Source organism: Arthrobacter sp. Alg241-R88, assembly GCF_900537115.1.
In the GTDB taxonomy this organism is placed as follows: Bacteria; Actinomycetota; Actinomycetes; order Actinomycetales; family Micrococcaceae; genus Arthrobacter.
In genome coordinates, this window is the sequence record NZ_UNRG01000001.1 from 398,868 (window position 1) to 422,933 (window position 24,066).

The window sequence follows — 24,066 nt, forward strand, 5'->3', positions numbered from 1 at the left end:
CACCGTATCTGCCGCCGGAAGCGATCGCTCCAGCACGCGGGCGCAACAGCAATTAGGCCGAACCTACGCATGCCTACAGACAGGAACCATTGAGGGCGCCCGATGGTGAAGCAGCCCGTCGGCATTATGAACAAATGGGCTCCCACGGCAGTTCTCGCGTCACAGAGTCAGCATTTAGCTGCGCCTATCCTCAGGTGTCACAGCAGTAACATATGCTCCTCCTATCACTTCCGCTGCGCCTTTGCAGCACTATGAGAAAGACACAACATGGGGGCCTCTCAGAGGCGGCTTCTCGCCGCCGCAGCTTCTCTCGCCATCGCAGCATCCGGACTCGGATCTGCCGTACCGGCTATCGCAGCAACACCGCTCACTACCGTTACAGACGAGCAGCTAGCAAAACCCACTAGCTCACCTACCGGGACACCCATTGTTCCCGTTGAAACCGCGGCAGCGCCCGCTCCTACGGAAATAGTCGTTCCGTCACCAACAGCGGAGCCGAGCGCTCCAGCGGTCCTGACCGCGGAAAAGGGCGGGGCGCCTGAATCGGTTGCACCTGGCAGTTACCCAACCTCCGGTGCAATCGGTGTTAAGTACGCCACCGCCTCCGCTGTCCTAGGTGCCGCCATATCGCCGGAGTTCACCAGCCAGCGTTTCGGTGGCGCGTACCAACTCTTTGAGAACGGCACAATCGCCTACCTTCCGCAGCACGGTGCCTACATAGTTATCGGCGGCAACAACAGCGTTTGGCAGTCCATTGGTGCGCAGGACAGCGACCTCGGCTATCCGACGTCTGATGAGTATGCAAATGAGAATGCACTCACGGCCGGGGGTGCTACGCAGAACTTCCAATTTGGCAAGATCTCATGGACCTTCTTTGATGGCGCGAGGATTACTAAGGGCGGCATTGGTTCCACTTGGGATAGTGCAGGGGGGCCTCTGAGCGACCTCGGCTACCCGACCACAGACGAATATGCTCCCATGCCCGGTGGCGTTATGCAGGGCTTCGAGTACGGCAAGATTTCCTGGAACGCGGCAACTGGTTCCCGCATCACCAAGGGTGGCATTGGCGCGACCTGGGACTCCGCCGGCGGCCCCCTCAGTGGCCTTGGCTACCCCACAACGGACGAATACGCGACCGCTAACGGCGGAGTCACCCAGGACTTCCAGTACGGGCAGATCGCCTACTCACCGGCAACGGGATCACATATCGTCAAAGGCGCTATCGGGGCGATGTGGATCCTCGTCGCCGGACCTCGAGGGCATTTCGGGTACCCGACGGCCGACGAGATTACTGGCCTGACGGGCGGTGGGGCCAAGCAGTACTTCCAGTACGGTGAAATTGTGTGGTCCCCAAGCGTTGGTACCAAGCTCATCTCCGGCGGCATTCGATCCGCGTGGGCTGGTCAGGGCTCTGAAGCGGGACGCCTCGGATATCCGACCAACAACGGTTACGGGGTCAGCGGCGGCGGCGTCGGCCAGGATTTCCAGGGTGGCCGAATCATCTGGTACCCCGGTAGCACCAAGGTCGAATACGCCTCCGGCGCGTATCAGCCAATTCCCGCAGCACCCCAGCCCTACTAGGCCAACTGCGCTGCAGCTCGAAGGCCCTGTCCCTTGTAAGGGGCGGGGCCTTCCTGCCGCTCGGGTCCCTGAGGTCGGCGCCTCAACGACGTACGCTGACGGGCTCGTCTGGCACCCGTTGCTACGTCGAGGCTCCGGAAGGCAGTCTCGCCACGGCCGCCGCCGCCGTTCCTGCTGCCCGCCAAGGCAAGCTGTCCGGGGACCTGCCGGATAACGTCGCCGACTGGGTGCCGGCACACGGGGCGGAAATCACCGCCTAGGACGTGGAGCTGGTCATGGAGGCCGTAGGGCCGGGTCGCAGGGGAGGAACCCAAACTGGCAGAGCTGTGGGACGACGCCGACGAAACCGAATGGTGCGAATTCCTCGAAGTCCCTTCAGAGAGGCTCCGCGGTCCTGCGGTAGGGTCGGCGCCGGCGGCAGCCGGCTATGTCTAAGCTGCCCTTTCATCGGAGCTCTGGATCTCGACACTCTGGACTGCGCGCCTGACGTCGGCTGGCGGCCGGCGCCGGCCTTTGACCAGAACAATCAGCATGGTCAGGACGGTGACCGTCCAGGCAATCGCGGCCAGGAACACCAGACCGATTGCCACTAAGGGGTGCATGCCGAAAGTCTAGGACTGTGGCGCTTTGATTGTCGGACGCAACTCCGCAGCATCAGACCCTTAATTTGCACAAGCAGGGACCGAAGCCAGCGGAAATACGTGAGGCACTAAAGTGGAGCCCTTTGATGCCCGACCCGCCGCGGCTACCTCTGCCTTTCCGTCACCCAGGCAGGAGCTCGTTCAGCTTCGCGAACCGCCGTCGACATCGCCGCGGGGCCGGGCGTAGGCTGGCAGCATCGGCGCACGTGCCCCGATGCCCTGCGTCGATAAACCAATCGATGAAGGAGGACCAATGAGTGCCGTACGTGAGTTTATGACTACGGACGCGCAGTGTATTAAGGAAAAGCAGTCCCTGGCAGATGCCGCCCGGATGATGATGGATCTGGACTGCGGATCGTTGCCGATCTGCGGTGACGACGGCAAGCTGAAGGGCATGATCACCGACCGCGACATCGTGCTCAAGTGCGTGGCGGCCGGACGTGATCCGCGGGAGATGATGGCCCGCGACCTCGCCTCGGGCAGGCCCTACTGGGTCGACGCCGACGCGAACGTTGATGCCGCCATCGAAATGATGGAAAGGTACCAGGTCCGGCGGCTCCCGGTTATCGCCGACCACAAGTTGGTGGGAATCATCAGCCAGGGAGACATCGCCCGCAACTACTCCGAACAGCGTGTTGGTGAGCTCGTGGAGCACATTTCGGAACGCAAACCGATGAACGCATAGCCGGGATTGACCGTTAGGCTCATCCCGCAATCAACGCCACGGAGTCCTCTCCGTGGCGTTCCTTGTTGCCCGCCCATAGCCTTGTCCGCAGCTCCCCGCCCTGAGGGTTGGGAGCCGCGAACAGGCCTGCGAATCCATTGTGCGGTTCTGCATCCTCAGTTCAGGGCGATCAGGAGCATCTGGGTTGTCCCGGGAATGCACGTCTGCAGGATGGCCCGGGGGAAACCGCCGAATACCGCGATGACGTCGTTGGTGGTCCCTGGGTTGGGTACCTGGCCCCTGGCAGTTACGGTGTACGTTCCGTAGCCCGGGATGCTCACCGTCTCGCCCACCCCGATTCCGGAGAACCGTCCCCAGCCGCCGCAGAAATCGTGCTCGGTGATGAAGAGCGAATAGCCGTCGTTGGGCGTGTAGTGGATGGGCCCGATGCAGGCGTCCACCATGGCTTGCCCGCCGGCGCCGGCCACGTAGATTGTGCGGATTGCGGGAGCGGCCGCTACGAAGGCGGGGGCTGCCGCCGGCGGCGGAGCCGGAGCGGCAACGGGCGCGGCAGCCGGCGCGGGAGCACCGGCCTGGACTGGTGCCGCCACGGGCACGGCAACGGGTGGACCCGTCAGGACCAATGTCTGGCCCGGGACGATGATGCTGAAGGGGCTTAGGCCGTTGGCAGCAAGCATTGCGTTCATGTCCACGCCGAACCTGGCGGATATAGCACCTACGGTATCCCCGGGGACCACCGTGTACAGGTTGGGGTCCGCGGCAGGTGCTGCAGGTGCCGGCTCAGGGGCGGGTGCAGGTTCGGCAGGCGGCGCCGGAGCTGCCTCCGGCGGCGTTTCCGCAGCAGGCGGCGCAGCTGGGGGCACCTCCGCTGCGGGTACGTCCGCTGGCGCTGCCGCCTGCTCCTGAACAGTGCCGGAAGAATCGGTGCCGGACCCAGCCTGGGCTTTGGCTTCAACACCGGCCTGACCTTCGGGGGCCGCCTCCGCAACGGGAGCAGCCGCCGTCGTATCCTGCAGAACCATGGGGGCTGGTGCAGCCAGGGCTCCGACACCCACGGCGGCCACCACGGCTGCCGTGGCCATCCCGGCCCATAGCTTGTTGCTGACGGTGCGGCGGCCCACCGTCAGGTCGGTGCGGGGGACATAGGTGGCGAAACTGCGGCTTGATGGATCTGAGGCTTTGAGGTTCAGCTCGTTCATGGGTAGCCCATCGAGGTTCGGTCCAGCCGGGGCAGGTGCAGATGCACGACGCGAAGACGGGACGGATCGAGGTGTGATGCGCTGGCGGCCCGGCGTCAAGCCGGGCCGGTCACGGCGCATGATGGAGGCGTCCGTACACCCAGAAATACGGAAGCTCCGCGAGGAGGCGCTGCCATCGGAAGCCACCCGGTGAACAGGCCACACTTGTTCGGTCCTAGGAATCCCGAGTCTAGGAACCCTGCCTAGGTCACGGCACCAGTAGGGGTTACCCGAATATTTAGGCGCGGTACTTGGGACGTCCCGGACCAATACTCAAAACCGGACCGGCCCGATACCTGCTGCGGCCCCGAGCGGAACTAGCGGCTGTGCCGGTCCTTCAGCTCCGCAATCTCGCGGCGGAGCAACGCCATCTCCGCTGCGAGTTCCGCCACCCCGGCCCGGACTGGCTCCTCGGCATCCGACACCGCTTCGGCCGTGTCCTCCACGCGCTGCACCAGCCAGGCCGCGATGGAGGCAGTGACTACGCCCAGAACGGCGATTCCGCTCATCATCAGGGCCGCGGCGACCATCCGGCCGATGGGCGTTACAGGGTACATGTCCCCATAGCCAACAGTGGTGATGGTGGTCATGGCCCACCACAGCGCATCACCGAAGGTGACGATCTTTGCGTCCGGGGCGGACTGCTCCGCATCGAGGACGGCGAGCGCACCCACAAATACCAGCATCGCGGCCGATCCCGCCACGTACGTCACCACGCGTCCCCGGAGCGTGTCACCCAGGGTCCGGTGCAGCACGGACAGCAGCGTCACCAGCCGGAGCAGGCGGAGCGGCCGAAAGAACGGCAGGGCCACAATGAGCAGTTCATGGAGGTTCCGGACGAACCAGCCGCTCCGGTCATCGGCCAGCCAAAGGTTGACGACATAGTCCACGGCAAAAATGCCCCAGGTAGCCCACATCACGGCTTCAAGCCACAACGCGCCGCTGCCTTCAATGCGGCCGATCACTTGCCATGCATACGCTGCCAGGAAGATGAGCGCAGTCATCGTGAGCGGCCAGTCCGCCAGGTCCCGGTAGCGTTGTTGGGTCATGCAGGAAATCCTACGCGGACGGTCTCCGGTTGCCCGCTGATGCCATCTCATGTTACCCGCGGGTAACATAGGTTCATGCATCTGCTTCTCCGAACCCTCCTGCTGCTGTTCACGTCATCCCGCCGCCCGCCATTGACCGTCTGGGATGGATCCTCGCTGCCGTTGCGGGTGCTGCCCACGGACATCGACATTGCCATGCACGTCAACAACGGCATGTACCTGTCCCTGATGGACCTGGGCCGGTTCGACCTGATGGTTCGCAGTGGCGTGTGGAAGCGGATGCGACGCCGGGGCTGGGGTCCGGTGGTGGCCGCAGAAACCATCGCCTTCCGGAAATCCCTCCAGCTGTGGCAGCAGTACACCATCGAAACCCGCATCATCGGACTGGACGCCAAGGCCATCTACTTCGAGCAGCGCATGGTGGCCGACGGCGAAATTTACGCGCGTGCCTACATCGCCACCCGCCTGGTCCTCAAGGGCCGGCCCGTCAGCCAGGAGGAGATACTGCGGGAGTTTGGCCAGCCGCCGGCGGACCTGGTGCTCCCTGACTGGGTTTACGAGTGGCGGGCGTCCAGCGCGCTGCCGGGGAGCCGGACGCCTGCGCCGCACCTATGGAGTTAGCCTGTCCTCCTCGCAGACACTCGCCGCCTTCCTAGCTTTTCTCTGCCTTCATCGAGGTTCGCAGCCGCCTGGCCGCCAGAACAGCCCGTTTGACTCCGTAGAACAGGCGAGGTGAGACCCGGACCAATGCTGCTTTGGCGGCAGCTTGGGCTCTACTTCTGACCCAATAGGCGAGAGGTGGGGTGCCGAGGGATTCGATGATCTGAAGGTGGGTTGCGAAGTCGAACTTGTAAGGTTCGGCGCCCTGAAGGAGATCAAAAGACTTGTGGCCTTTCCGGTAACTGTCCTCCAGCATGCGCAGGAGGAGTTCTTTCCCGACGCCGTACTTTGCAAACGCAGGATCATAAGCAGGGATGAGGGCCAAATAATCTCCACGCCACAGGAATCCGGCCTGGACCGCCACGTATTGATCGCGGATCTTGAGGGACGATACAACGAGGTGTCCGTCCTCGAAGAGGTGTCGCAACATCGCCAGTGCACGGGGATCTTGGAGGGTTTCATGGCCTCCCTCGTACTGCTCCCGTTTCCAGGTGAAGAGCATCTCCAGGGCTTCGATATTGCGATCGTCGAACAGGTAAGCCGGCACCCCATGCTCGCTTAGGAGCTTGGCTCGTCGCCTGCGCATAACCCTCAGCAGTCCTTTGTCACGTTCCTTGAGGAGCTCCTCGTAGGCCTCCCAAGTTGAAAAGCCGCTCCAGACGATGAGCGGCGCGGGGTCTTGGCCCGTCCCTAGTTGGTACCCGTTCGGTTTGGGCCCAGCCAGGGGGATTGTTGAAGTCACGACGCTGGGGATGAACTTCAAGGCGCCATGCGTTGCGCCATGGTTGGACGGAAGGGGCTTCACATAGTCATAAAAAGGGCCGGTGAGGATTGTCCGTCTGCCATTTATTTCCGCCAGACGTACGATACGTCCATCTATCTCGTAGGTCTTAATCAGGAAGTCTTTGGCATGGTGGAATTCCTTGGCCAGCGAGGTGAGGAAGGGTTCAGAGGCGAAGAAGTCCATCGAGGGTCTCCTGCAGTTGCCCGTTAGTAAGTGGGAAGGCTCGTTTAGAAAGCCCAGTATGGGGCCGGGGCCGCTGGTCTGCAAGCAGACGACACCGCCTTGGTTACGCCAGTTACCCAAGTGTTCGCGCGCTGTAGAAGCGAGTACCAAATACTCGTGCCGGGTTTTCCTTCCACCCGTTAGGCTGTCGAGACAAGCACGCGACCGCGTAGAGTATTTCCGCGGGCCCGCAGGCGGGACTTCCCTCGGTGGGCGGAAGATCACAAGGGGGTAGCGCGTGACGATCCGTCCCACTCCTGAACTTGAATCTGGATTCCCTCCATCTGAAGCCACGGCTCGGAGCCGGCAAGTCCAGGGAAGCGTAGCAAGGCACGGCGTCCTTTTGTCCGCCTCAGCAGCACTGGTAGGAGTGCTCAGCTACACATGTACGCTCCTCATGACAAATGCGCTGTCGCCGGTTGACTTTAGCCAGTTCGCAGCGGCCCAGATGCTGCTGGGCATGGTGGGTATCGTCACTTCGGCATTAGTTCCGCTGCCTTTGTCCCGCGCGGTGGCTTCGTTTCCGCCGGGCTCCGAGGGACGCCGGGACGCTATGGCGTTCGCAGTTCTGATCTCGGTCATGGCGGGCCTGGCGGCTGCGGCCGTTACAGGGTTTGTCACCGCCGGCCTAAGCTCACCATTAACCGCTGCAATCGTGGGGCTCTCGTCGTTCGTCCTCTTCCTGGGCGCGTCACCTTCCGGGTGGTTCCAAGGCGAACTGCGCTTCGTGCGGTACACGCTGAAGACCGTGGGCGAGATCTTCACCCGGTTTGTTTTTTCCCTTCTGGTGGTCGCCTTTTCCTGGGGAGCTCCGGGAGCAGTTCTGGGGTTTGCGATGGGCGGCCTGGCGTTGTTCATCACCCCGAGGGCCTTCCTCCACGACCTCACCTGGCGGCCACGCGTCCTTGCTCAAAAGTGGAGGTGGGCTGAGACCGCTGACATAGCAGTCACACTGTGCATTGTTTCCGTTCTGGTTGGCGTGGATGTGGTCATTGTGGCATTCCTCGACGGCGGCTCCATTGCCACTGCCGGCTTTCAGGCCCTGGCTTCCATCGCCAAGGCACCCGTCTACGTAGCAGCAGGAACAGTCATAGTGATGTTTCCCCTGCTACGCCGGCCCGGCGTTGACATAAAGGCCGTCCTGAGCGCATCGCTCCGTTCCTTCGGCCGGATGGCGTTCTTCGCCTGCGCTGTGATAGCAACCGCTCCCCATGCCTTGGTGGCATTGGTACTCCCGCAGAGATATCACGACTCAATCCTGATTCTGCCTTGGCTCGCTTTATCTGGTCTCGGTTATGCCTCCCTAACGGTTCTCGTTACCATCCTCCTTGGGGTAAGGGCGAACCGGCGTTGCCAGTATGGACTGGTTTTGGCCTGCATCCTGATTTCGGGTGGTTTGTTCCTTGGTTGGGAAGCGCAGGGAGTCACGGGCTTGGCCATCGGCTGTGCGGCCGGTGCGATGACGGCCGCCGCAGCGCTTGCTTTCATAACCTTCCCGGTGCTTCCCTCGGGCTCGGGACGCTTGGCAGCCCAGGGGCTTTCTATGGCGGCGGGGCTTTACTTGGTCCTCTGGCTGGCGGCAGGACAGGCAATTATCTGGATACTCATTGTTGTCACATCCGGCCTGTACGTCTTGGCGCAACTAGGCAACGGACCAGCGACGGCGATCGGACGAAGGATGCGAAAAGCCGCCCAGACAGCCACCGGAGCAGCCAGGATACTTTGGAAGCGGCAGGCAGCTCTAACACAAGGACATGCGCGGATAGTAATCCTAGCCCGGGCTCAGGCACTTGGTGCTTTTACTGCTTGTGTTGCCGCAGCGTTTGGTGTTCGAGCCATCGGCCTTACCGGAGGCTTTGAACTCTGGGTGGACGAAATTCTCTACGCCCTTCTTGGCCAGTCCGTGAGCAGTGGACAGATGCTGCCCGTGCTGCCGGACGGCCCGTTCTTCCTGCATCCGCCTGGGTTCTTCTGGATTGAGGGCGTGATTATCAATCTGTTCGGAGTAGCTGGAAACAATCTTGATCTTGTTCTGCAGATGCGGTGGCTGAATGCCGTTCTGGGGGCGGTGACAGTAGGGCTGGCATTCCTCATAGTCAGGCAGGCGGGGAACAAAACCGCCGCCCGTGTGACCGCAGGCTTGTTGGCCTTTGAGCCCTTCGTGCTGCGCAGCAACAGCCATGTGTTCCTGGAAACACTGGCCATGGCAGCGGTCCTGGGGGGATTGCTCATCATTGTTAAACAGGTGAGCCTCGGCTTGAGCGACAAGCGTGATCTCCTTCTTTTCCTCGCCGGCCTCCTGCTGGGGTACGGTGTCCTGACCAAGGACTTCTTTGCCCTATGCACAGTGGCGCCCTTGGTCGTAGCTGCACTCTGGCGCAAGACTTTGCGAGTGCATGATTCCGCGAGGGTCCTGTCGGCCATGCTTTTCCCGTACCTGATATACATGTGCATCGTCGTCGCGGAGGGGATGTTTCCGGATTGGCTGCAGGCCAAAACCGCCGGAATCAATCGCCTGATTGGCCTGGAAAAGACCACTGGCTTCTCGGCCGAAGGTTCACCGAGCCTCGTTTCCCGTCTGATCGATAACGCTGGTCACTTCGGTTCCAGCTATGTTCTGCTCGGACTGTGCCCTGTGGCTGCTGCGCTTCTGTGCCTCAGCGTCCGCCCTGAGCGCCGTTTCATCGGCCTGGTCAGCCTTACGCTTGGAATCTACGGCGTCTACAGTGCGGTGTTTGGGACCTTCGAGGAGCAGTATGGCTACGGCGTCATGATCGCCGGGGTGCTGAGTGTCGCCGTGCTGAGCGTGGAGGTTCTTGAGCGCAGGCCCCGGTTCCGCAAGCCCATCGTCCTAGGCAGCGTCATGCTGCTGCTCCTCACGACGGTCCTTGGGGTACGGCTGGAAACGTCCAATGACAACGGCTTTCAAGAGGCCAGGCGGTGGGTTGAGGAGAAACTTCCCGCAGACGCCAAAGTGAGCGTCACAAACAGCACCGCTGAGCTGGCCTTCGCAGACGACAGACGCTTCGGAGTATGGCCCTCCACAGCCCTGATGCTGGAAAGTGGAGCCAATTACATCCTTACCCAGTCACTCCCCACGAGCCAAGGATACGGGTACATGGAACCGGGGATGTTGCCGTGGCTGGAAGAGAACGCGACGGCGGTGTTCTCGCATCCGGGCCTGACGAACGGAACAACTACCCTCTGGTTCGTCGACACGGCGGCGCTCGGTGACGGGGCCCGTTCTGGAATTGGAACGTGGTCTTCACCGCACGAAACGGGCCTGTAGGGCCTGTTGGGCTCTCACAGCGTCCAATTACTGCTCACAGGAAGCCTCGTTACGTGCTACGAGGTTCTTTGGACCATCCGCCACTTTGAAGTCACCGCTGCGGCAGAAGCGGTTGTCCACCACTTGAATATTTTCAAGTTGCCCGGAGAAACTGGTCGATGCGCCATCCAGGTCGACAAAGAAGTTGCCTCTTACAATGACGTCGTGCACTGCCTGGCTTTCGCCGTCGTAATACCCCGTTCGGATTCCGGAAGGAGAACCCCAGAACCGGTTATTTTCGATGGTGATGTTGTAGATCTCCTTGCCTGACACGGCGAGCTGCATGCCCGCTCCGTGCGACCCGCCGCGGACGTCGTTATCGCGGTAAACCACGTCATAGACCGCTGAACCGATCGTTTGGGCCACGAGGCCGTCGTCGCCGTCCTTCCCCTGGCGCTGGTCAACGTGGTTGCCCACCACCAGCCCGGAGTGCGAGTCCGTGATGTGGATGCCGTCTAGTTGGTCATACTCACCATTGGATGTGGCGACTGTTGAATTGTTGCGTACGCAAAAATTGCTGCTTCCCACTACGGCAATTGAGTAGGTGAAGGGGTTCTTAGTTGCTACCGCTTCCACCACCGCGTTGGTGGAGTGCCGGACATCCACTAAGTATTCCTTCAGCCGACCAGAGACATTTCCGTCGAGTACGTCCCCGCTCTGGTCGGCTGTCAGGTCCGCTATTGTGACGTTTTGCGCTCCGTAGGTGGTGATCAGCGGGTGGCCGCCGAGCGGCCCCTTGGACCTGAGGAAGCGCGGCGACGCCTTGAGCACTGTTCCCGGTCCGGATCCCTTAAGAGCGACATTGCTCTTAAGAACCAGGGGCTCATGGATGTCGAATTGCCCCGCGGACAGCTGGACGATTCCTCCGCCCCCGGCTGCCGCATTATCGATTGCCTTCTGGACAGTAGCGCTATCCCCGGCATTCAAAGCATTGAGCCTGGTTACACTGGCGGCGCTGCTGCCCGTCGCTGTACACGGCGTGACATCTGTCCGACCTTGGCTAAGGGCCGCGACGCTTACCGTGGTTGCCGCAACCACCGCAGCAAAAAGGAGGATCGCTTGAGGTTGGGAGGGCCTCATGAATTAAACCTTCGCTCGCGCCGGATCTATCTTTCCCGCTCATGGGCGTCCAACTTCGTTGGGTTGAACGCCAATGCAACCTGGTTATGCGTAGTGCAGGCCGTACTTTTCGTCCCTTCAGGATAGAGGACCAGCCCCTTGTCCGGGTTATTCCCGATGACGCGGGAAGCGAACAAACGGCCTTGGCCGCGACAATTACGGGCCGTCCCGCGTACCGTTGACACATGGCTACCGTTGACATCACAGGTGAACAGTTCGCATCGACCATCGAGGGCAACGACATTGTCCTGGTGGATTTCTGGGCAGAATGGTGCGGCCCCTGCAAGCAGTTCGGACCCACGTACTCGGCCGTCTCCGAGAAGCACCCGGACGTCCTCTTCACCAAGGTGGATACAGAGGCTGAGCAGCAGCTCGCCGCCGAGGCAGGCATCTCCTCCATTCCCACGCTGATGGCTTTCCGCGAAAAGGTGCTGGTGTTCTCACAGCCCGGCGCGCTGAACTCACAGCAGCTCGAACAGGTGGTTGACGCCGTGAAGGCCCTGGACATGGACGAAGTCCACGCCCACGTGGCACGCCAGCGGGAGGAAGCTGACGCTGCAGCCAGCAAGTCAGCAGGGCCTCAGGACGGATCCCAGATCCCGGATCTCTAGACCCTTTTTAACTGCAACGCGGGCCCACGCCCGCGCGGGTTCCCTGGCCGAGCTTTTGAGGCTAGGGAGCGGGCGGGGAGGGTCACTTGTCGCCCAAGAACACGGTTCTTTGGCGACAAGTGACCCCGCGTTTCTTTTAAACGGGCTTACAGCCGTTCGAGCTTGACGGGCTCGGCCAGGAGAGCGCTCAGGGATTCGTTCAGGTCCTGCACCGCGATGCCGTTGGAGTGCTTGGCCAGGTCCTCCTCCGACGCCCACTGCTCGGTGAGGACGAGCTTTTCCTCCGTGGCTTCGGTGAGCTCGTAGCGGATGCAGCCGGGTTCGTTCACCACCTCGTCGATGGCGATTTCGAGGGCCAGCTTTACGCGGTAAAACTCTCCGTCGTTGGGGATGAACGTTGCCTGCAGGTCAATGGGTGAACTCATGGATTTCACAATACCGGCCGCCGCCTGCCGGACCGTTCCTGTTGACGCTGGCCGCGGGACTGTTGCGCTTCTTATGTGCTTCTATTGCCCGGGTCCTGTTGGTAGCGTGCCATCATGCGTGCTTACACAGCCGGGAACACTGACGTTCCACTACTCGAAGAGACCATCGGCGGGAACTTCGAGCGGGTGGTGGCGAGGTTCCCGTTCCATGACGCCCTGATCGAGGCGGGTCCGGTGCCGGGCGCCGACGCTCGGCGCTGGAGCTACACCAAGATGAACGACGACGTCGACCGGCTGGCGCGTGCGCTCCTCGCCCTGGGCGTCGAAAAGGGTGACCGGGTGGGGATCTGGAGCCCCAACTGCGCCGAGTGGACCCTGCTGCAGTACGCCACCGCCAAGGCCGGGGCCATCCTTGTCAACGTCAATCCCGCCTACCGCAGCCACGAGCTGGAGTTCGTGGTGAAGCAGAACGGCATGCGCATACTGGTCACGGCGCCCTCGGACCGGAACAGTGATTACGTGGGCATGGCACGGCATGCGCTCGCAGAGTGCCCGGACCTGCGTCAGCTAGTGTTCCTTCCCGCTCCCGGCGGAGAGGGGCCCGACGGCGGGGTCCCGCTAAGTGACGCAGAGCTGACCTACGCTGAGCTGCTGAGGCGGGCGGACGACGTCGGGCATTCCGGGCTGCGGGCGCGCATGGCTGAACTGAGCCCGCACGATCCCATCAACTTGCAGTACACCTCAGGGACCACGGGTTTTCCCAAAGGCGCCACGCTGACCCACCACAACATCCTCAACAACGGTTACTCGATAGGGGAACTGCTTGGCTATACCGAGCAGGACCGGGTGGTGATCCCGGTGCCGTTCTACCACTGCTTCGGGATGGTGATCGGCAACCTGAACGCGCTCAGCCACGGGGCGGCTACCATCATTCCGGGCCGCGGCTTCAACCCAGCCGCCGCGCTGGAGGCAGTGCAGGACTTCGGCGGGACGTCCCTGTACGGCGTGCCCACCATGTTCATCGCCGAGCTCGCACTGCCCGACTTTGCCTCCTACGACCTGTCCACCCTCCGTACCGGGGTGATGGCCGGATCGTTGTGCCCTATTGAGGTGATGAACCGCGTGATCTCCGAGATGAACATGGTGGACGTGGCCATCTGCTACGGCATGACCGAAACGTCGCCGGTGTCCACCATGACGCGGAAGGGCGACAGCCTGCAGCACCGGACGGAAACTGTGGGCCAGACCATGCCGCACCTGGAGAGCAAGATCGTGGACCCGGGGACCGGGGAAGTCCTGGAGCGCGGGCAGATCGGGGAGCTGTGCACCCGCGGCTATGCGGTGATGGCGGGGTACTGGAACCAGCCCGAGAAGACCGCCGAAGCGATTGACGGTGACGGCTGGATGCACACCGGCGACCTCGCCCGGATGGACGACGACGGCTACGTGGTGGTCGAGGGCCGCATCAAGGACATGGTGATCAGGGGCGGCGAAAACATCTATCCGCGCGAAATCGAGGAGTTCCTTTACACCCACCCGTCCATCCAGGACGTGCAGGTCATCGGGGTGCCCGATGGCAAGTACGGGGAGGAACTGATGGCCTGCATCATCCTCAAGCCCGGCGCGGAGCCGCTGGACGCGGACGCCGTCGCGGAGTTCTGCCGGGGCAAGCTGGCCCACTACAAGATTCCGCGCTACGTGGACGTCCGGGACAGTTTTCCCATGACTGTTTCGGGGAAGGTCCGAAAGGTGGAGATGCGGGAGGAAGCCGTGGCCCGGCTGGGGCTCTGACTGCGGCGCGTCCCCCGCTCAGTTAAGGTTGCGGTTGATTGCCTTCACCCCCACAACGAGCCCCACGGCGGCTGTCACAGAAGCGGCGAGCAGGCCCAGGAGGGTGTCAGTCCCGACGCCGCCGGCGAACAGTTCGCGTTCCGCGTTCACCAGGTAGGTCAGCGGGTTGAACAGGCTGGCGGTCTTCATCCACGCCGGCCCGGCCTCGATGGGAAGCATGATGCCGGAGAGGATCATGAGCGGAAAAAGCAGAGTCTGCTGGACACCCCAGAAGATCCACTCCTTGTTTTGCGAAACGAGGGCCAGCGCGTAGGACAACGCCCCCAGTCCGATCCCGAAGATCCCCAGGATGATCAGCCCGAGCAGCACGTGCAGCGGGTAGAAGACGAAACCGAACGGGATACACACCAGGGCGATGAGGAGCCCTTGGACAACCAACGGCGCCCACTCCTTCAACGCCCGGCCGATCATCAGCGACGAGCGGGACAGCGGTGTGGCGAGGATCCGCTCGTAGAAACCGGTCATCAGCTCGTACTGCAGGTTGGAGCCGGTCATGGATGTGCCGAACAGCGCGATCATCACCACGACGCCGGGCAGGAACCACTGCAGCGTGGACTGGCCTCCGAACGCCGGCGCCCCCACGGCCGCGCCCAGCAGCGGGCCGAACAGGCCCAGGAAAACCAGCGGCTGGATCAGCGAAAAGATGAGCGAGAACGGGTCACGCAGCGGCAGCAGCATTTCACGCCAGAACACGAACCGGGTGTCGTGCAGGACCTGGCCCAGGCCGGGCTTTTCCCGTGCCTCAGCGGCGGTGGCCTGTGTGCCCATCAGCGGTTTGCCCCTTCCCTCAGGTTGCGGCCGGTGAGTTCCAGGAACACGTCGTCCAGCGTGGGCGGCTTCAGCTCCAGGGACTGGGCGGGAGCACCGGCGTCGTCCATCTCCTTTAAAAGCGCCGGTGCCAGCCGCGCGCCCTCCGGTAGCCGGAGGCGGAAGCGGACAACGCCGTCGTAAGAATTTTCGGAGACCTCCCCGCCGGCCGCGGCACGGCCCAAGAGCCCGCGGACCCCGGACGCGCTGCCCGCCGCGACCTCGACGGCGAGCAGGTCACCGGCGAGGTTTGCCTTCAGCCGCCCGGCAGTGTCATCGGCGATGATGTGGCCGTGGTCGATAATGATCACGCGCTCGGACATGGAATCCGCTTCGTCCATGTAGTGCGTGGTCAGGACAATCGTTGTGCCGTGTTCTGCGCGCATCCGCATGATGTGCTCCCACAGGTTGGCCCGGTTCTGCGGGTCCATGCCGGTGGACGGCTCGTCGAGGAACAGCAGCCGGGGTGAGTGCATCAAGCCCAGCGCCACGTCCATCCTGCGCCGCTGCCCGCCGGACAGTTTCACCACCGTGCGCTTAGAAAGGTCTGCCAGGTCCAGGGATGTGAGGAGCTCGTGCGCCCGGGCCAGCGCGTCAGAGGAATTCATGCCGTAGAAGCGGCCCTGCATCACCAGCTCGTCGATGACCCGGAAGCTGTGTCCGCCGCCGTTGCCCTGGCCGATGTAGCCGATACGCGCCCGCACCCCTGCCGGATCTGCGGTGACATCAACACCGGCAACGGAGGCGGTCCCCGACGTGGGCCGGAGCAGGGTGGTAAGCATCCGCAGCGTAGTGGACTTGCCGGCGCCGTTCGGGCCGAGGAACGCCACCAACTCACCGGGGGCAACATCAATGTCGACGCCCTTGACGGCTTCTACTGTTTCCTTCTTGACGGTGAAGTTTTTGGTGAGTTTTTCCGTGTGGATCATGGGTGGCTCCAGAGGATGCGGGCTTACCGGGGCTCTGGACGGGCTCCCTGGCGTCACGCTATACCCATCGCCGGCGCGCGTCCACGGAAAACCGCATGGATGCGGCGGGCGCGGCTGAAACTAATGCCGGCGGTGGTCCTGGATGGTCATCCGGGGGCCAAAGGTTGGCTTGCGGAAGCCGCTGCTCTGGATCATCCGCACCACGCGCTGGCGGTGCCCTTCCCAGGGAGCAAGCAGGCGGAGCATGCCGGCGTCGTCCGTCCGGCGGCCTGTGAGTGCCGCGCCCACATAGGCAGCGAGGTGATAGTCGCCCACGGAAATGGAGTCCGGGCAGCCGTGCGTGCGCTGTACCACCTCCGCCGCTGTCCAGATGCCGATTCCCGGGATTGTCTGCAGCTTCGCTGCGGCCTCCAGCGCCGGCAGCGCTGCCAGCCGTTCGAGTGCGACGGCGGACCGCAGCGCCTGCATGACCGTCGCCGACCGCTGCGGCCCCACCCCTGCCTTGTGCCACTCCCAGCTGGGGACCTGCAGCCACTGTGCGGTTGTGGGCGCCAGCACCAGACCGGGCGGCGTGAAGGTGCCGGCCAGCGGGGCCGGTGTTCCGTACCGGCGCACGAGGTACCGGTAGGCGCGCCGCGCTTCGATGACCGTCACCTTCTGTTCCAGGATGATGGGCACGAGCTGGTCAATCATGCGCCCGGTGGAGGGAAGCCGCAGTGCCAAGCTCCGCCGTCGTGCCTCCCGGACCATGCGGGGGAGGGTGGCGTGGAACGCTGGCTCATCAAAGGCCCGCCAGTCGTCGCCCGCCCCCAGGAGCCGCGGGACTGACTCGATGGCAGCGGCGGCGCCGGGGCCCCAGGCCTGGGCGTCGACGCGGTGCTCCAGCTCGGTGCTGCCGGCCGGGCTGAGCCTCACAGTGGCGGGGCCCTCTTCTGTGGTGAAAGCATGCCAGATGACACTTCCCTGGACGCTGAAGGATGGATCGCTGGTGCCGCGCAGGAGCGGGCTGAGGGTCCGGGCCAGGTCGTAGGGGCCGTCCGGATACCACCGGAGCGAGGCGTCCGCGGCGGCCGCCAGCCGCGCGGGTGCCTCTGCGATCGTCATGCACCAATCGTCCCACGGCGGGCTGACAACGTGCCCGCCCTGCCGGTTTGGCCCGGGAGTTTTTGTCCACGTATGCAGGGCTGCGCGCCTCGGAAGTCCGCATATCTGGACAAAAACCCGGCTCATCCCGGGCCCTTAACGGGCAGCGGACCGAGGACTAGACTGCACCGTGTGGTGCGGAAACACTGCACCGAACGCTCGAAAAACCAGGAGGCAACAATGGGTGGAGTAGTGCATTTCGAAATTCCTGCGGACGACCAGGAACGGGCCAGGAGCTTCTACCGGGAGGCCCTCGGCTGGCGGATCGATCCCGTCCCGGGCATGGATTACAACATGGTGATCACGACGCCCATGGACGAGTCCACGGGGCAACCCACGGAAGCGGGCGCGATCAACGGCGGCATGATGGCCCGCGAGGCAGACCTGACGAACCCCGTCCTCACCGTGGACGTTGAGGACATTGAGGCAACGCTGAAGACAGTGGAGTCTTTGGGCGGCGCCGTGCTGCGGCCGAAGGAAACCATTCCCGGGATGGGCTCCTTCGCATATTTCAAGGACACCGAAGGGAACGTCATGGGCCTGTGGGAGAACCTACCCGCTGAGGAGCAGGCACAGGCCGCCGGGTAGCGGAATGCACCTGCGAAAGCGGTAGCTTTGTACTCATGAAGTACGCCCAGTCCGTCCTGGACCTCATCGGCAATACCCCCCTTATCAAGCTCAACCACGTGACGGAGGGCGTCAAAGCCACAGTCCTGGTCAAACTGGAGTACCTGAACCCGGGGGGATCCATCAAGGACCGCATCGCGGCGAAGATGGTGGAGGACGCCGAGCGGGACGGCAAGCTGCAGCCCGGCGGCACCATCGTTGAGCCCACGTCCGGAAACACGGGTGTGGGCTTGGCGCTCGTGGCGCAGCAAAAGGGCTACAAGTGCATCTTTGTGGTGCCGGACAAGGTGGGCGAGGACAAGCGCGCCGTGCTGCAGGCCTATGGCGCCGAAGTGGTGGTGACACCCACCGCCGTCCCGCCGGACAGCCCGCAAAGCTACTACGGCGTGTCGGACCGGATCGTCCGCGAGACGCCCGGCGCGTACAAGCCGGACCAGTTCTCCAACCCCGCCGCACCCGGCAGCCACTACCTCACCACCGGCCCCGAAATATGGCGGGACACCGACGGCAAGGTCACGCACTGCGTTATCGGCGCCGGCACCGGCGGCACTATCACCGGCACCGGCAGGTACCTCAAGGAAGTTTCGGCGGGCCGGCCGGCGTCCGACGGCGGGACGGTCCGGATCATCGGCGCCGACCCCGAAGGTTCGGTCTACTCCGGCGGCACCGGGCGACCGTACTTCGTGGAGGGCGTGGGCGAGGACATGTGGCCCGCCAACTACGACAAGTCCGTCCCGGACCAGGTGATCGCGGTCAGTGACGCCGACTCCTTTGCCATGACCCGGCGCCTGGCCCGTGAGGAGGGCCTGCTGGTGGGCGGATCCTCGGGCATGGCTGTGGTGGCCGCGCTGCAGGCGGCGCGGGACCTGCCGGAAAGCGCCGTCGTCGTCGTGATCCTGCCTGACTCCGGCCGCGGCTACCTGGCCAAAATCTTCAACGACCAGTGGATGCGGTCCTACGGCTTCCTCTCCGGCGGAGAGGAGACCTCCGTGGGCGAGGTAATCAGCTCCAAGAACGGCGAACTGCCGGACCTGGTGCACATCCACCCCAACGAGTCAGTCCGCGACGTCATCAACATCATGAACGAGTTCGGCGTCAGCCACATCCCGGTCCTGTCCCAGGAGCCCCCGGTGGTGATGGGCGAGGTGCTGGGTGCGGTGGATGAGCGCACCCTCACCGCCAAGCTGTTCCGCGGCGAAGCGAAGCTGACAGACAAGATTTCCGAGCACATGGGGCCGAAGCTGCCGGTGATCGGTTCGCTGGAAACCATCTCGGCAGCCAGGGAGCTGCTCTCGGACGTGGACACCGTGATGGTCACCTTTGTGGGCGCTCCCGTGGGCATCCTCACCCGCCACGACCTCCTGGCCTACCTCAGCAACTGAACTGCAACACCGCCGATAAAGGAGCATCATGTCCTTCTCCGAGAACCAGGGCTTCAACACCCGTGCTGTCCATGCCGGGCAGGATTTCGAGCCGCGCACCGGTGCAGTGGTGCCGCCGCTCCACTTCAGCTCAACCTACGCGCAGGACGGCATCGGCGGGCTCCGGGACGGCTATGAGTACGGCCGCGGCGGCAACCCCACCCGTGACGCGCTGCAGGAACAGCTGGCCGCGCTGGAAGGCGGCACGCACGCCTACAGCTTCAGTTCCGGCCTGGCCGCCGAGGACTCCCTCATCCGTGCCCTGACCCGCCCCGGGGACCACATCGTACTGGGCAACGATGCGTACGGCGGCACCTACCGGTTGATCAGCCGGGTGCTGGGCGGCTGGGGGATCGGCAACACTCCAGTGGACATGGCAGATCTCGACGCCGTTCGGGCGGCGGTTGCCGCCAACAAGACGCGCTTCGTCTGGGTGGAGACCCCGTCCAACCCGCTGATGAAAATCACCGACATCGAGGCCCTTGCCGCAGTTGCCCACGACGCCGGTGCCCTCCTGGTGGTGGACAACACCTTCGCTTCCCCGTACCTCCAGACCCCGCTGGCCCTGGGTGCCGACATTGTGGTGCACTCCACCACCAAGTACATCGGCGGACACTCGGACGTCGTGGGCGGCGCTGTGGTGGTCAAGGACGCTGAGCTGGCCGAAAAGATCGCGTTTGTGCAGTTCGCCGTGGGCGCCGTTTCGGGTCCCATGGACGCCTTCCTCACCACCCGCGGCCTCAAGACCCTGGGTGTGCGGATGGACCGGCACAGCCTCAACGGCCAGGCCGTGGCGGAGTGGCTGCTGGAACGCCCCGAAGTGGAGGCTGTCCTCTACCCGGGGTTGCCCACGCACCCCGGCCACGAGCTCGCCAGGAAACAGATGCGGAGTTTCGGCGGAATGGTGTCGGTGCAATTCAAGGGGGGCGAAGCTGCCGCACGAAAGGTGGCAGAGTCCACCAAGGTGTTCATCCTGGCGGAGTCGCTGGGCGGTATTGAGTCGCTCATGAACTACCCGTCCGAGATGACCCATGCCTCGGTCAAGGGCACCGAACTGGCAGTGCCGGTGAACCTCCTCCGCCTGTCCTGCGGTATTGAGGACGTGGAGGACCTGATCGCGGACCTCGACCAAGCATTCTCCTCCATTCCCTAGATGAAGGCGCGGCTGGAGGTATCCGATTCCGTAGTCACCAGGCCTCATCGACGGCCCCGTCGCTTTCACCCTGCGTGGACCGTTGCCGCCGTAGCCTTCCTTGCGCTGGTGGGTGCCGCCGGTTTCCGTGCTGCACCAGGTGTCCTGATGGTGCCGCTGCAGCAGGAGTTCGGCTGGTCCACCACCGTTCTGTCGGCAGCTGTCAGCATCAACCTGGTCCTCTTTGGGCTCACAGCGCCGTTCGCCGCTGCGCTGATGGAGCGGTTCGGCATCCGGGCAGTCACGGCTATCGCGCTGGTCCTGATCGGCACGGGCAGCGCCCTCACCGTGCTGGTGAACCAGTCCTGGCAAATCCTGCTGACCTGGGGCCTGCTGATCGGCCTTGGGACCGGATCCATGGCGCTGGTCTTCGCCGCCACCGTTGCCAACACCTGGTTCGTCAAGAGCCGCGGGCTGGTGATCGGCATCCTGACCGCCGGCAGTGCGGCCGGCCAGCTGGTCTTCCTGCCGTTTATCGCGATGCTGGCCCAGGATCCGGGCTGGCGGCAGGCGTCCCTGCTGATCGCCGCGGGAGCCCTGGCCGTGGTTCCGCTGGTGCTGAAGTTCCTGAAGAACTCCCCGGCCGACGTCGGCGCCTTGCCCTACGGCGAAACTGCGCCTGCCGGGGGAGCGCTGCCTGCCGGTGAAGCGCTGTCCGAGTCCCCGGTGGACGAGGCCGGCCCGCGAAGCAACGCCGCGGTGCGCGCGCTGCAGGTTCTCAAGAGGGCAAGCCGCGTCCGGACGTTCTGGGCTTTGGTGGCCGGGTTCGCGATCTGCGGGGCCACCACCAACGGCCTGATCGGCACCCACTTCATTCCCTCTGCGCACGACCACGGCATGCCCGAAACCACCGCCGCCGGCCTGCTCGCCGTCGTCGGCATCTTTGACATCGTGGGCACCATCGCCTCCGGTTGGCTGACCGACCGGTTCAATCCCCGGATCCTGCTCGCCGTCTACTACCAGTTCCGCGGGATCGGCCTGCTGGTGCTGCCCCTGCTCCTCAGCTCCGAAGTCCAGCCCAGCATGATCGTCTTTGTGGTGATCTACGGCCTCGACTGGGTGGCAACTGTCCCGCCCACAGCGGCCATCTGCCGGGAAACCTTCGGCGCGGACGGCAGCGTGGTGTTCGGGTGGGTCTTCGCCGCCCACCAGCTCGGAGCAGCCGCGGCAGCATTGGGCGCCGGCGCCATCAGGGACGCCACCGGCCAGTACACGTACGCATGGTTCGGCGCCGCCGCAATGTGCACCATCGCGGCGGTCATCAGCGCCACCATCCGAAAGCACGGCAGCTCCCGCGAAACCGTACCGGCCGGCGCCGCAGCCTGACCGGGCCGCAGCGGAGCGGCCAGTACGCTGATCCCATGGAAACCCCTGCCGAAGGCCCTGTCCGTAACGTAGCCCTGATCACCGGCGCGGGCCGGCTTGCTTCCATCGGCGCCGGCGTCGCCCGCCAGCTTGCCGCCGAAGGCTGGGACCTGGTGCTGGCTTACTGGCAGGACTACGACGCCCGGATGCCGTGGGGGAGCGAGCCGGACGACGTCGTCCGTTTGACCGCGGAGCTGGAGGCGATCGGCGCCCGCGTCCACTCGCTGCCCGCAGACCTGGAGGACCCGGGCACAGCCGATCAACTCCTGGCTGAAGCGGTGCGGCTGGCCGGTCCGCTGCAGGGCATGGTGCTGAGCCATGCCGAATCAGTGGATTCCGGTGTCCTGGACACGAGCCTGGAATCGTTCGAACGCCACTTCGCCGTGAATACGCGGGCCAGCTGGCAGCTGATCGCCGCCTTCGCGCGGCAGGCAACGGCCGACGGCGGTGCGATCGTCGCGCTGACCAGTGACCACACGGCCTTCAACCTGCCTTACGGCGCCTCGAAGGGCGCGCTGGACAGGATCGTGATCGCCGCTGCCCGCGAGCTGGGGCCGCTGGGCATCTCTGCCAACGTCCTCAACCCGGGGCCGGTGGACACCGGGTGGATGGATGATGAAGTGCGAAAGGCCCTTGCCGAACGGCAGCCCACCGGCCGTCTGGGCACCCCTGCCGACGTCGCCTGTACCGCGGCGTTCCTGCTCTCGCCCGCGGGCCGCTGGGTCTCCGGCCAGCTCATCAAAGCCGACGGCGGCTTCTCGGCCTAACGCCTTTTCGACCCGGCCCGCCTCCCCGCATCCCGCCCAACTAAGTAGCACCAAGTGCCGTTTTGACCCCGCAAAACGACACTTGGCGCTACCTAGTTGGGGGAGTGGGCGCTGGTTTGCCCGGCGGGAGTCTTGCCGGTGAAGTAGCCGCGGGTCGCGGGCAGGAACCGGCAGACGACGGCGAGCACCACTCCAAGTGCCAGCAGCACCACACCGCTGATGAACGCTCCGCCGACGCCGAAAATCTGGGTGTCGCCATAGGCCGGGTCCCACATCTGCACGGCCGAGATAAAGAAAGCAGCGGTTAGGAGCAGCGCGCCCACCAGCGGCAGGATGCCGCGGAGCCAGAGGTTGCGTGCCGACTGCCGCAAGGTATCCCGGAAGTACCAGAAGCAGGCGAAGCCGGTGAGGGCATAGTAGAAGGCGATGAACAGGCTGATGGCGCTGATGGAGTCGGACAGCAGGTTTTCGCTGAGGAAGCTCATGGCAACGTAGTAGGCAATCGCTGCCGCCCCCATCACCTGTGTGGAGAAACCGGGGGTTTGGTTCTTCGGGTGCACCTCGCCGAACTTGGCCGGCAGGGCGCCGTGAACTCCCATGGACAGAGTGCCGCGGGCAGTTGGCAGGATGGTGGTCTGGGTGGAGGAGAGCACCGAAGCAAGGACTGCGACGACGATCAGCCAGCCCCAGGGGCCGAGCACCACGTCCTTCATGGCCAGGAAGACGTCGTCCTGGTTGGCCTCGTTGCCCAGCCCGATGCCTTCTGTGCCCACAGTCGCGTACATCATCACCAGGAGCGCCACGGAGACGTAGATGGCCACCAGGATGAAGGCGGAGATCACTGCACCGCGGCCGGGGGTGGTGGACGGGTTTTCGGTTTCCTCGTTGACCGCCAGGCAGGTGTCCCAGCCCCAGTAGATAAAGAGCGCAAGCAGCGCGCCATGGACCACTGCGCCGGGATCGGCGAAGGCCCCGGCGGGGTTGAACCAGTCAAAATCGAAAGGCTGCCCCTCCGGCGCGCCGCTGACAATCCGAATGACGATGGCCAGCGCAAAGATGCCCAACGCTATGTACTGCACGTAGGTCAGTACCCGCTGGACGTGTTCGCCCAGCCGGATGCCCCGGTAGTTCACCAGCGTCATTACGGCGATGAACAGCACGCCTGAGGCGGTAACAATCACCTTGTTTTCTGCCAGTGAGCCGTCGCCCACCAAAAGCCACAGGTACTGGCCCGCCACCTGGGCGAGATTGGCCAGGACCACGATGCCGGCGAGCGCAACACCCCAGCCGCCCAGCCAGCCGGCCCACGGGCCGAACGCACGCCGGGACCACGTGAAGGTTGTGCCGCAGTCCGGGATGGCGCTGTTGAGTTCGCGGAAGGCAAAGGCGATGAACAGCACGGGGATAAAACCGAGCAGCAGGATCAGGGGAGTGTAGTTTCCGTTGACCGCAACGATAAGGCCCAGCGTGGCGGCCAGCGAATACACCGGCGCCGTTGAAGCAAGGCCCAGCATGACCGAGTCGCCAAGGTCCAGGATGCCGGCGCGGAGCCCCTTGGGCGGAACGGAGGTGCCGGGCCCGCCGCCCGGGCCTCCCGCCGTCGTGGTTTCCGTGCTCATGG

At 64.0% G+C, this 24,066-nt stretch carries 21 protein-coding genes; 11 read left to right on the forward strand and 10 right to left on the reverse strand.

All coding sequences use genetic code 11. The features are described from left to right. Positions 1 to 267: 267 nt before the first annotated feature. A complete protein-coding gene (locus G6R19_RS01760) occupies positions 268 to 1,581 on the forward strand; it encodes a hypothetical protein (protein WP_163161735.1) in 1,314 nt (437 codons plus the stop codon). 431 nt (positions 1,582 to 2,012) lie between these two features. On the opposite strand, the gene G6R19_RS01765 is transcribed toward G6R19_RS01760, so the two are convergent. Beyond that, complete coding sequence (locus G6R19_RS01765; RefSeq protein WP_163161737.1) at positions 2,013 to 2,183, reverse strand: hypothetical protein; 171 nt, start codon at positions 2,181 to 2,183, stop codon at positions 2,013 to 2,015. A gap of 292 nt (positions 2,184 to 2,475) precedes the next feature. Between G6R19_RS01765 and G6R19_RS01770 the strand changes: the two genes are divergently transcribed. Continuing rightward, the gene (locus tag G6R19_RS01770; RefSeq protein WP_163161739.1) at positions 2,476 to 2,907 is read left to right on the forward strand and encodes a CBS domain-containing protein; all 432 of its coding nucleotides are present in this window, start codon (positions 2,476 to 2,478) and stop codon (positions 2,905 to 2,907) included. Between the two features lie 155 nt (positions 2,908 to 3,062). Here G6R19_RS01770 and G6R19_RS01775 read toward each other — a convergent pair whose 3' ends face one another. Together G6R19_RS01775 and G6R19_RS01780 are read right to left on the reverse strand one after the other, a co-directional pair. Next, positions 3,063 to 4,106 carry a LysM peptidoglycan-binding domain-containing protein gene (locus tag G6R19_RS01775; protein ID WP_163161741.1) on the reverse strand — a complete coding sequence of 348 codons (1,044 nt, stop codon included), beginning with the start codon at positions 4,104 to 4,106 and terminating at the stop codon, positions 3,063 to 3,065. A 356-nt stretch (positions 4,107 to 4,462) separates the two neighbouring features. Beyond that, positions 4,463 to 5,194 (reverse strand): potassium channel family protein, encoded by a 732-nt coding sequence (locus G6R19_RS01780; protein WP_163161743.1) that lies wholly within the window; start codon positions 5,192 to 5,194, stop codon positions 4,463 to 4,465. Between the two features lie 75 nt (positions 5,195 to 5,269). Here G6R19_RS01780 and G6R19_RS01785 point away from each other — a divergent pair, with 75 nt between their 5' ends. Continuing rightward, on the forward strand, positions 5,270 to 5,815 hold the full coding sequence (locus G6R19_RS01785; RefSeq protein WP_163161745.1) for an acyl-CoA thioesterase: 546 nt from the start codon (positions 5,270 to 5,272) through the stop codon (positions 5,813 to 5,815). A 31-nt stretch (positions 5,816 to 5,846) separates the two neighbouring features. Here the strand turns inward: G6R19_RS01785 and G6R19_RS01790 are convergent, their stop codons facing one another. Then, entirely contained in the window at positions 5,847 to 6,821 is a 975-nt protein-coding gene (locus G6R19_RS01790) for a GNAT family N-acetyltransferase (protein WP_163161747.1), read from the reverse strand. Between the two features lie 487 nt (positions 6,822 to 7,308). On the opposite strand from G6R19_RS01790, the gene G6R19_RS01795 reads away from it, so the two are divergent. Next, complete coding sequence (locus G6R19_RS01795; RefSeq protein ID WP_163161749.1) at positions 7,309 to 10,149, forward strand: glycosyltransferase family 39 protein; 2,841 nt, start codon at positions 7,309 to 7,311, stop codon at positions 10,147 to 10,149. Between the two features lie 27 nt (positions 10,150 to 10,176). Here the strand turns inward: G6R19_RS01795 and G6R19_RS01800 are convergent, their stop codons facing one another. Continuing rightward, a complete protein-coding gene (locus G6R19_RS01800) occupies positions 10,177 to 11,115 on the reverse strand; it encodes a glycosyl hydrolase family 28-related protein (RefSeq protein WP_163161751.1) in 939 nt (312 codons plus the stop codon). 377 nt (positions 11,116 to 11,492) lie between these two features. Here G6R19_RS01800 and G6R19_RS01805 point away from each other — a divergent pair, with 377 nt between their 5' ends. Then, complete coding sequence (locus tag G6R19_RS01805; protein ID WP_163161753.1) at positions 11,493 to 11,918, forward strand: thioredoxin family protein; 426 nt, start codon at positions 11,493 to 11,495, stop codon at positions 11,916 to 11,918. Between the two features lie 146 nt (positions 11,919 to 12,064). Here G6R19_RS01805 and G6R19_RS01810 read toward each other — a convergent pair whose 3' ends face one another. Further along, positions 12,065 to 12,343: an antibiotic biosynthesis monooxygenase gene (locus G6R19_RS01810; protein ID WP_163161755.1), complete on the reverse strand. Its 279-nt coding sequence runs from the start codon at positions 12,341 to 12,343 to the stop codon at positions 12,065 to 12,067. A gap of 114 nt (positions 12,344 to 12,457) precedes the next feature. On the opposite strand from G6R19_RS01810, the gene G6R19_RS01815 reads away from it, so the two are divergent. Continuing rightward, a complete protein-coding gene (locus G6R19_RS01815) occupies positions 12,458 to 14,134 on the forward strand; it encodes an AMP-binding protein (protein WP_163161757.1) in 1,677 nt (558 codons plus the stop codon). Positions 14,135 to 14,152: 18 nt separating this feature from the next. Here G6R19_RS01815 and G6R19_RS01820 read toward each other — a convergent pair whose 3' ends face one another. The 3 genes from G6R19_RS01820 to G6R19_RS01830 form a co-directional block, all read right to left on the reverse strand. Next, the gene (locus G6R19_RS01820) at positions 14,153 to 14,962 is read right to left on the reverse strand and encodes an ABC transporter permease (protein WP_163161759.1); all 810 of its coding nucleotides are present in this window, start codon (positions 14,960 to 14,962) and stop codon (positions 14,153 to 14,155) included. After that, positions 14,962 to 15,930 (reverse strand): ATP-binding cassette domain-containing protein, encoded by a 969-nt coding sequence (locus tag G6R19_RS01825; RefSeq protein WP_163161761.1) that lies wholly within the window; start codon positions 15,928 to 15,930, stop codon positions 14,962 to 14,964. Before G6R19_RS01825 ends, G6R19_RS01820 begins: the two co-directional genes overlap by 1 nt. A 120-nt stretch (positions 15,931 to 16,050) precedes the next feature. Then, positions 16,051 to 17,034 (reverse strand): 3-methyladenine DNA glycosylase, encoded by a 984-nt coding sequence (locus tag G6R19_RS01830; RefSeq protein WP_163161763.1) that lies wholly within the window; start codon positions 17,032 to 17,034, stop codon positions 16,051 to 16,053. Between the two features lie 219 nt (positions 17,035 to 17,253). On the opposite strand from G6R19_RS01830, the gene G6R19_RS01835 reads away from it, so the two are divergent. The 5 genes from G6R19_RS01835 to G6R19_RS01855 are packed head-to-tail and all read left to right on the forward strand — an operon-like array spanning position 17,254 to position 22,445. Beyond that, positions 17,254 to 17,661 carry a VOC family protein gene (locus G6R19_RS01835; protein WP_163161765.1) on the forward strand — a complete coding sequence of 136 codons (408 nt, stop codon included), beginning with the start codon at positions 17,254 to 17,256 and terminating at the stop codon, positions 17,659 to 17,661. A 35-nt stretch (positions 17,662 to 17,696) separates the two neighbouring features. Then, positions 17,697 to 19,082: a cystathionine beta-synthase gene (locus tag G6R19_RS01840; RefSeq protein ID WP_163161767.1), complete on the forward strand. Its 1,386-nt coding sequence runs from the start codon at positions 17,697 to 17,699 to the stop codon at positions 19,080 to 19,082. A 28-nt stretch (positions 19,083 to 19,110) separates the two neighbouring features. After that, entirely contained in the window at positions 19,111 to 20,274 is a 1,164-nt protein-coding gene (locus G6R19_RS01845) for a cystathionine gamma-synthase (protein WP_163161769.1), read from the forward strand. Then, positions 20,275 to 21,639, forward strand: coding sequence for an MFS transporter (locus G6R19_RS01850; RefSeq protein ID WP_163161770.1), 1,365 nt, complete (start codon positions 20,275 to 20,277; stop codon positions 21,637 to 21,639). A 35-nt stretch (positions 21,640 to 21,674) separates the two neighbouring features. Further along, the gene (locus tag G6R19_RS01855) at positions 21,675 to 22,445 is read left to right on the forward strand and encodes an SDR family oxidoreductase (RefSeq protein WP_163161772.1); all 771 of its coding nucleotides are present in this window, start codon (positions 21,675 to 21,677) and stop codon (positions 22,443 to 22,445) included. A 92-nt stretch (positions 22,446 to 22,537) separates the two neighbouring features. Here G6R19_RS01855 and G6R19_RS01860 read toward each other — a convergent pair whose 3' ends face one another. Further along, on the reverse strand, positions 22,538 to 24,064 hold the full coding sequence (locus G6R19_RS01860) for an APC family permease (protein WP_163161774.1): 1,527 nt from the start codon (positions 24,062 to 24,064) through the stop codon (positions 22,538 to 22,540). Between the last annotated feature and the right edge of the window lie 2 nt (positions 24,065 to 24,066).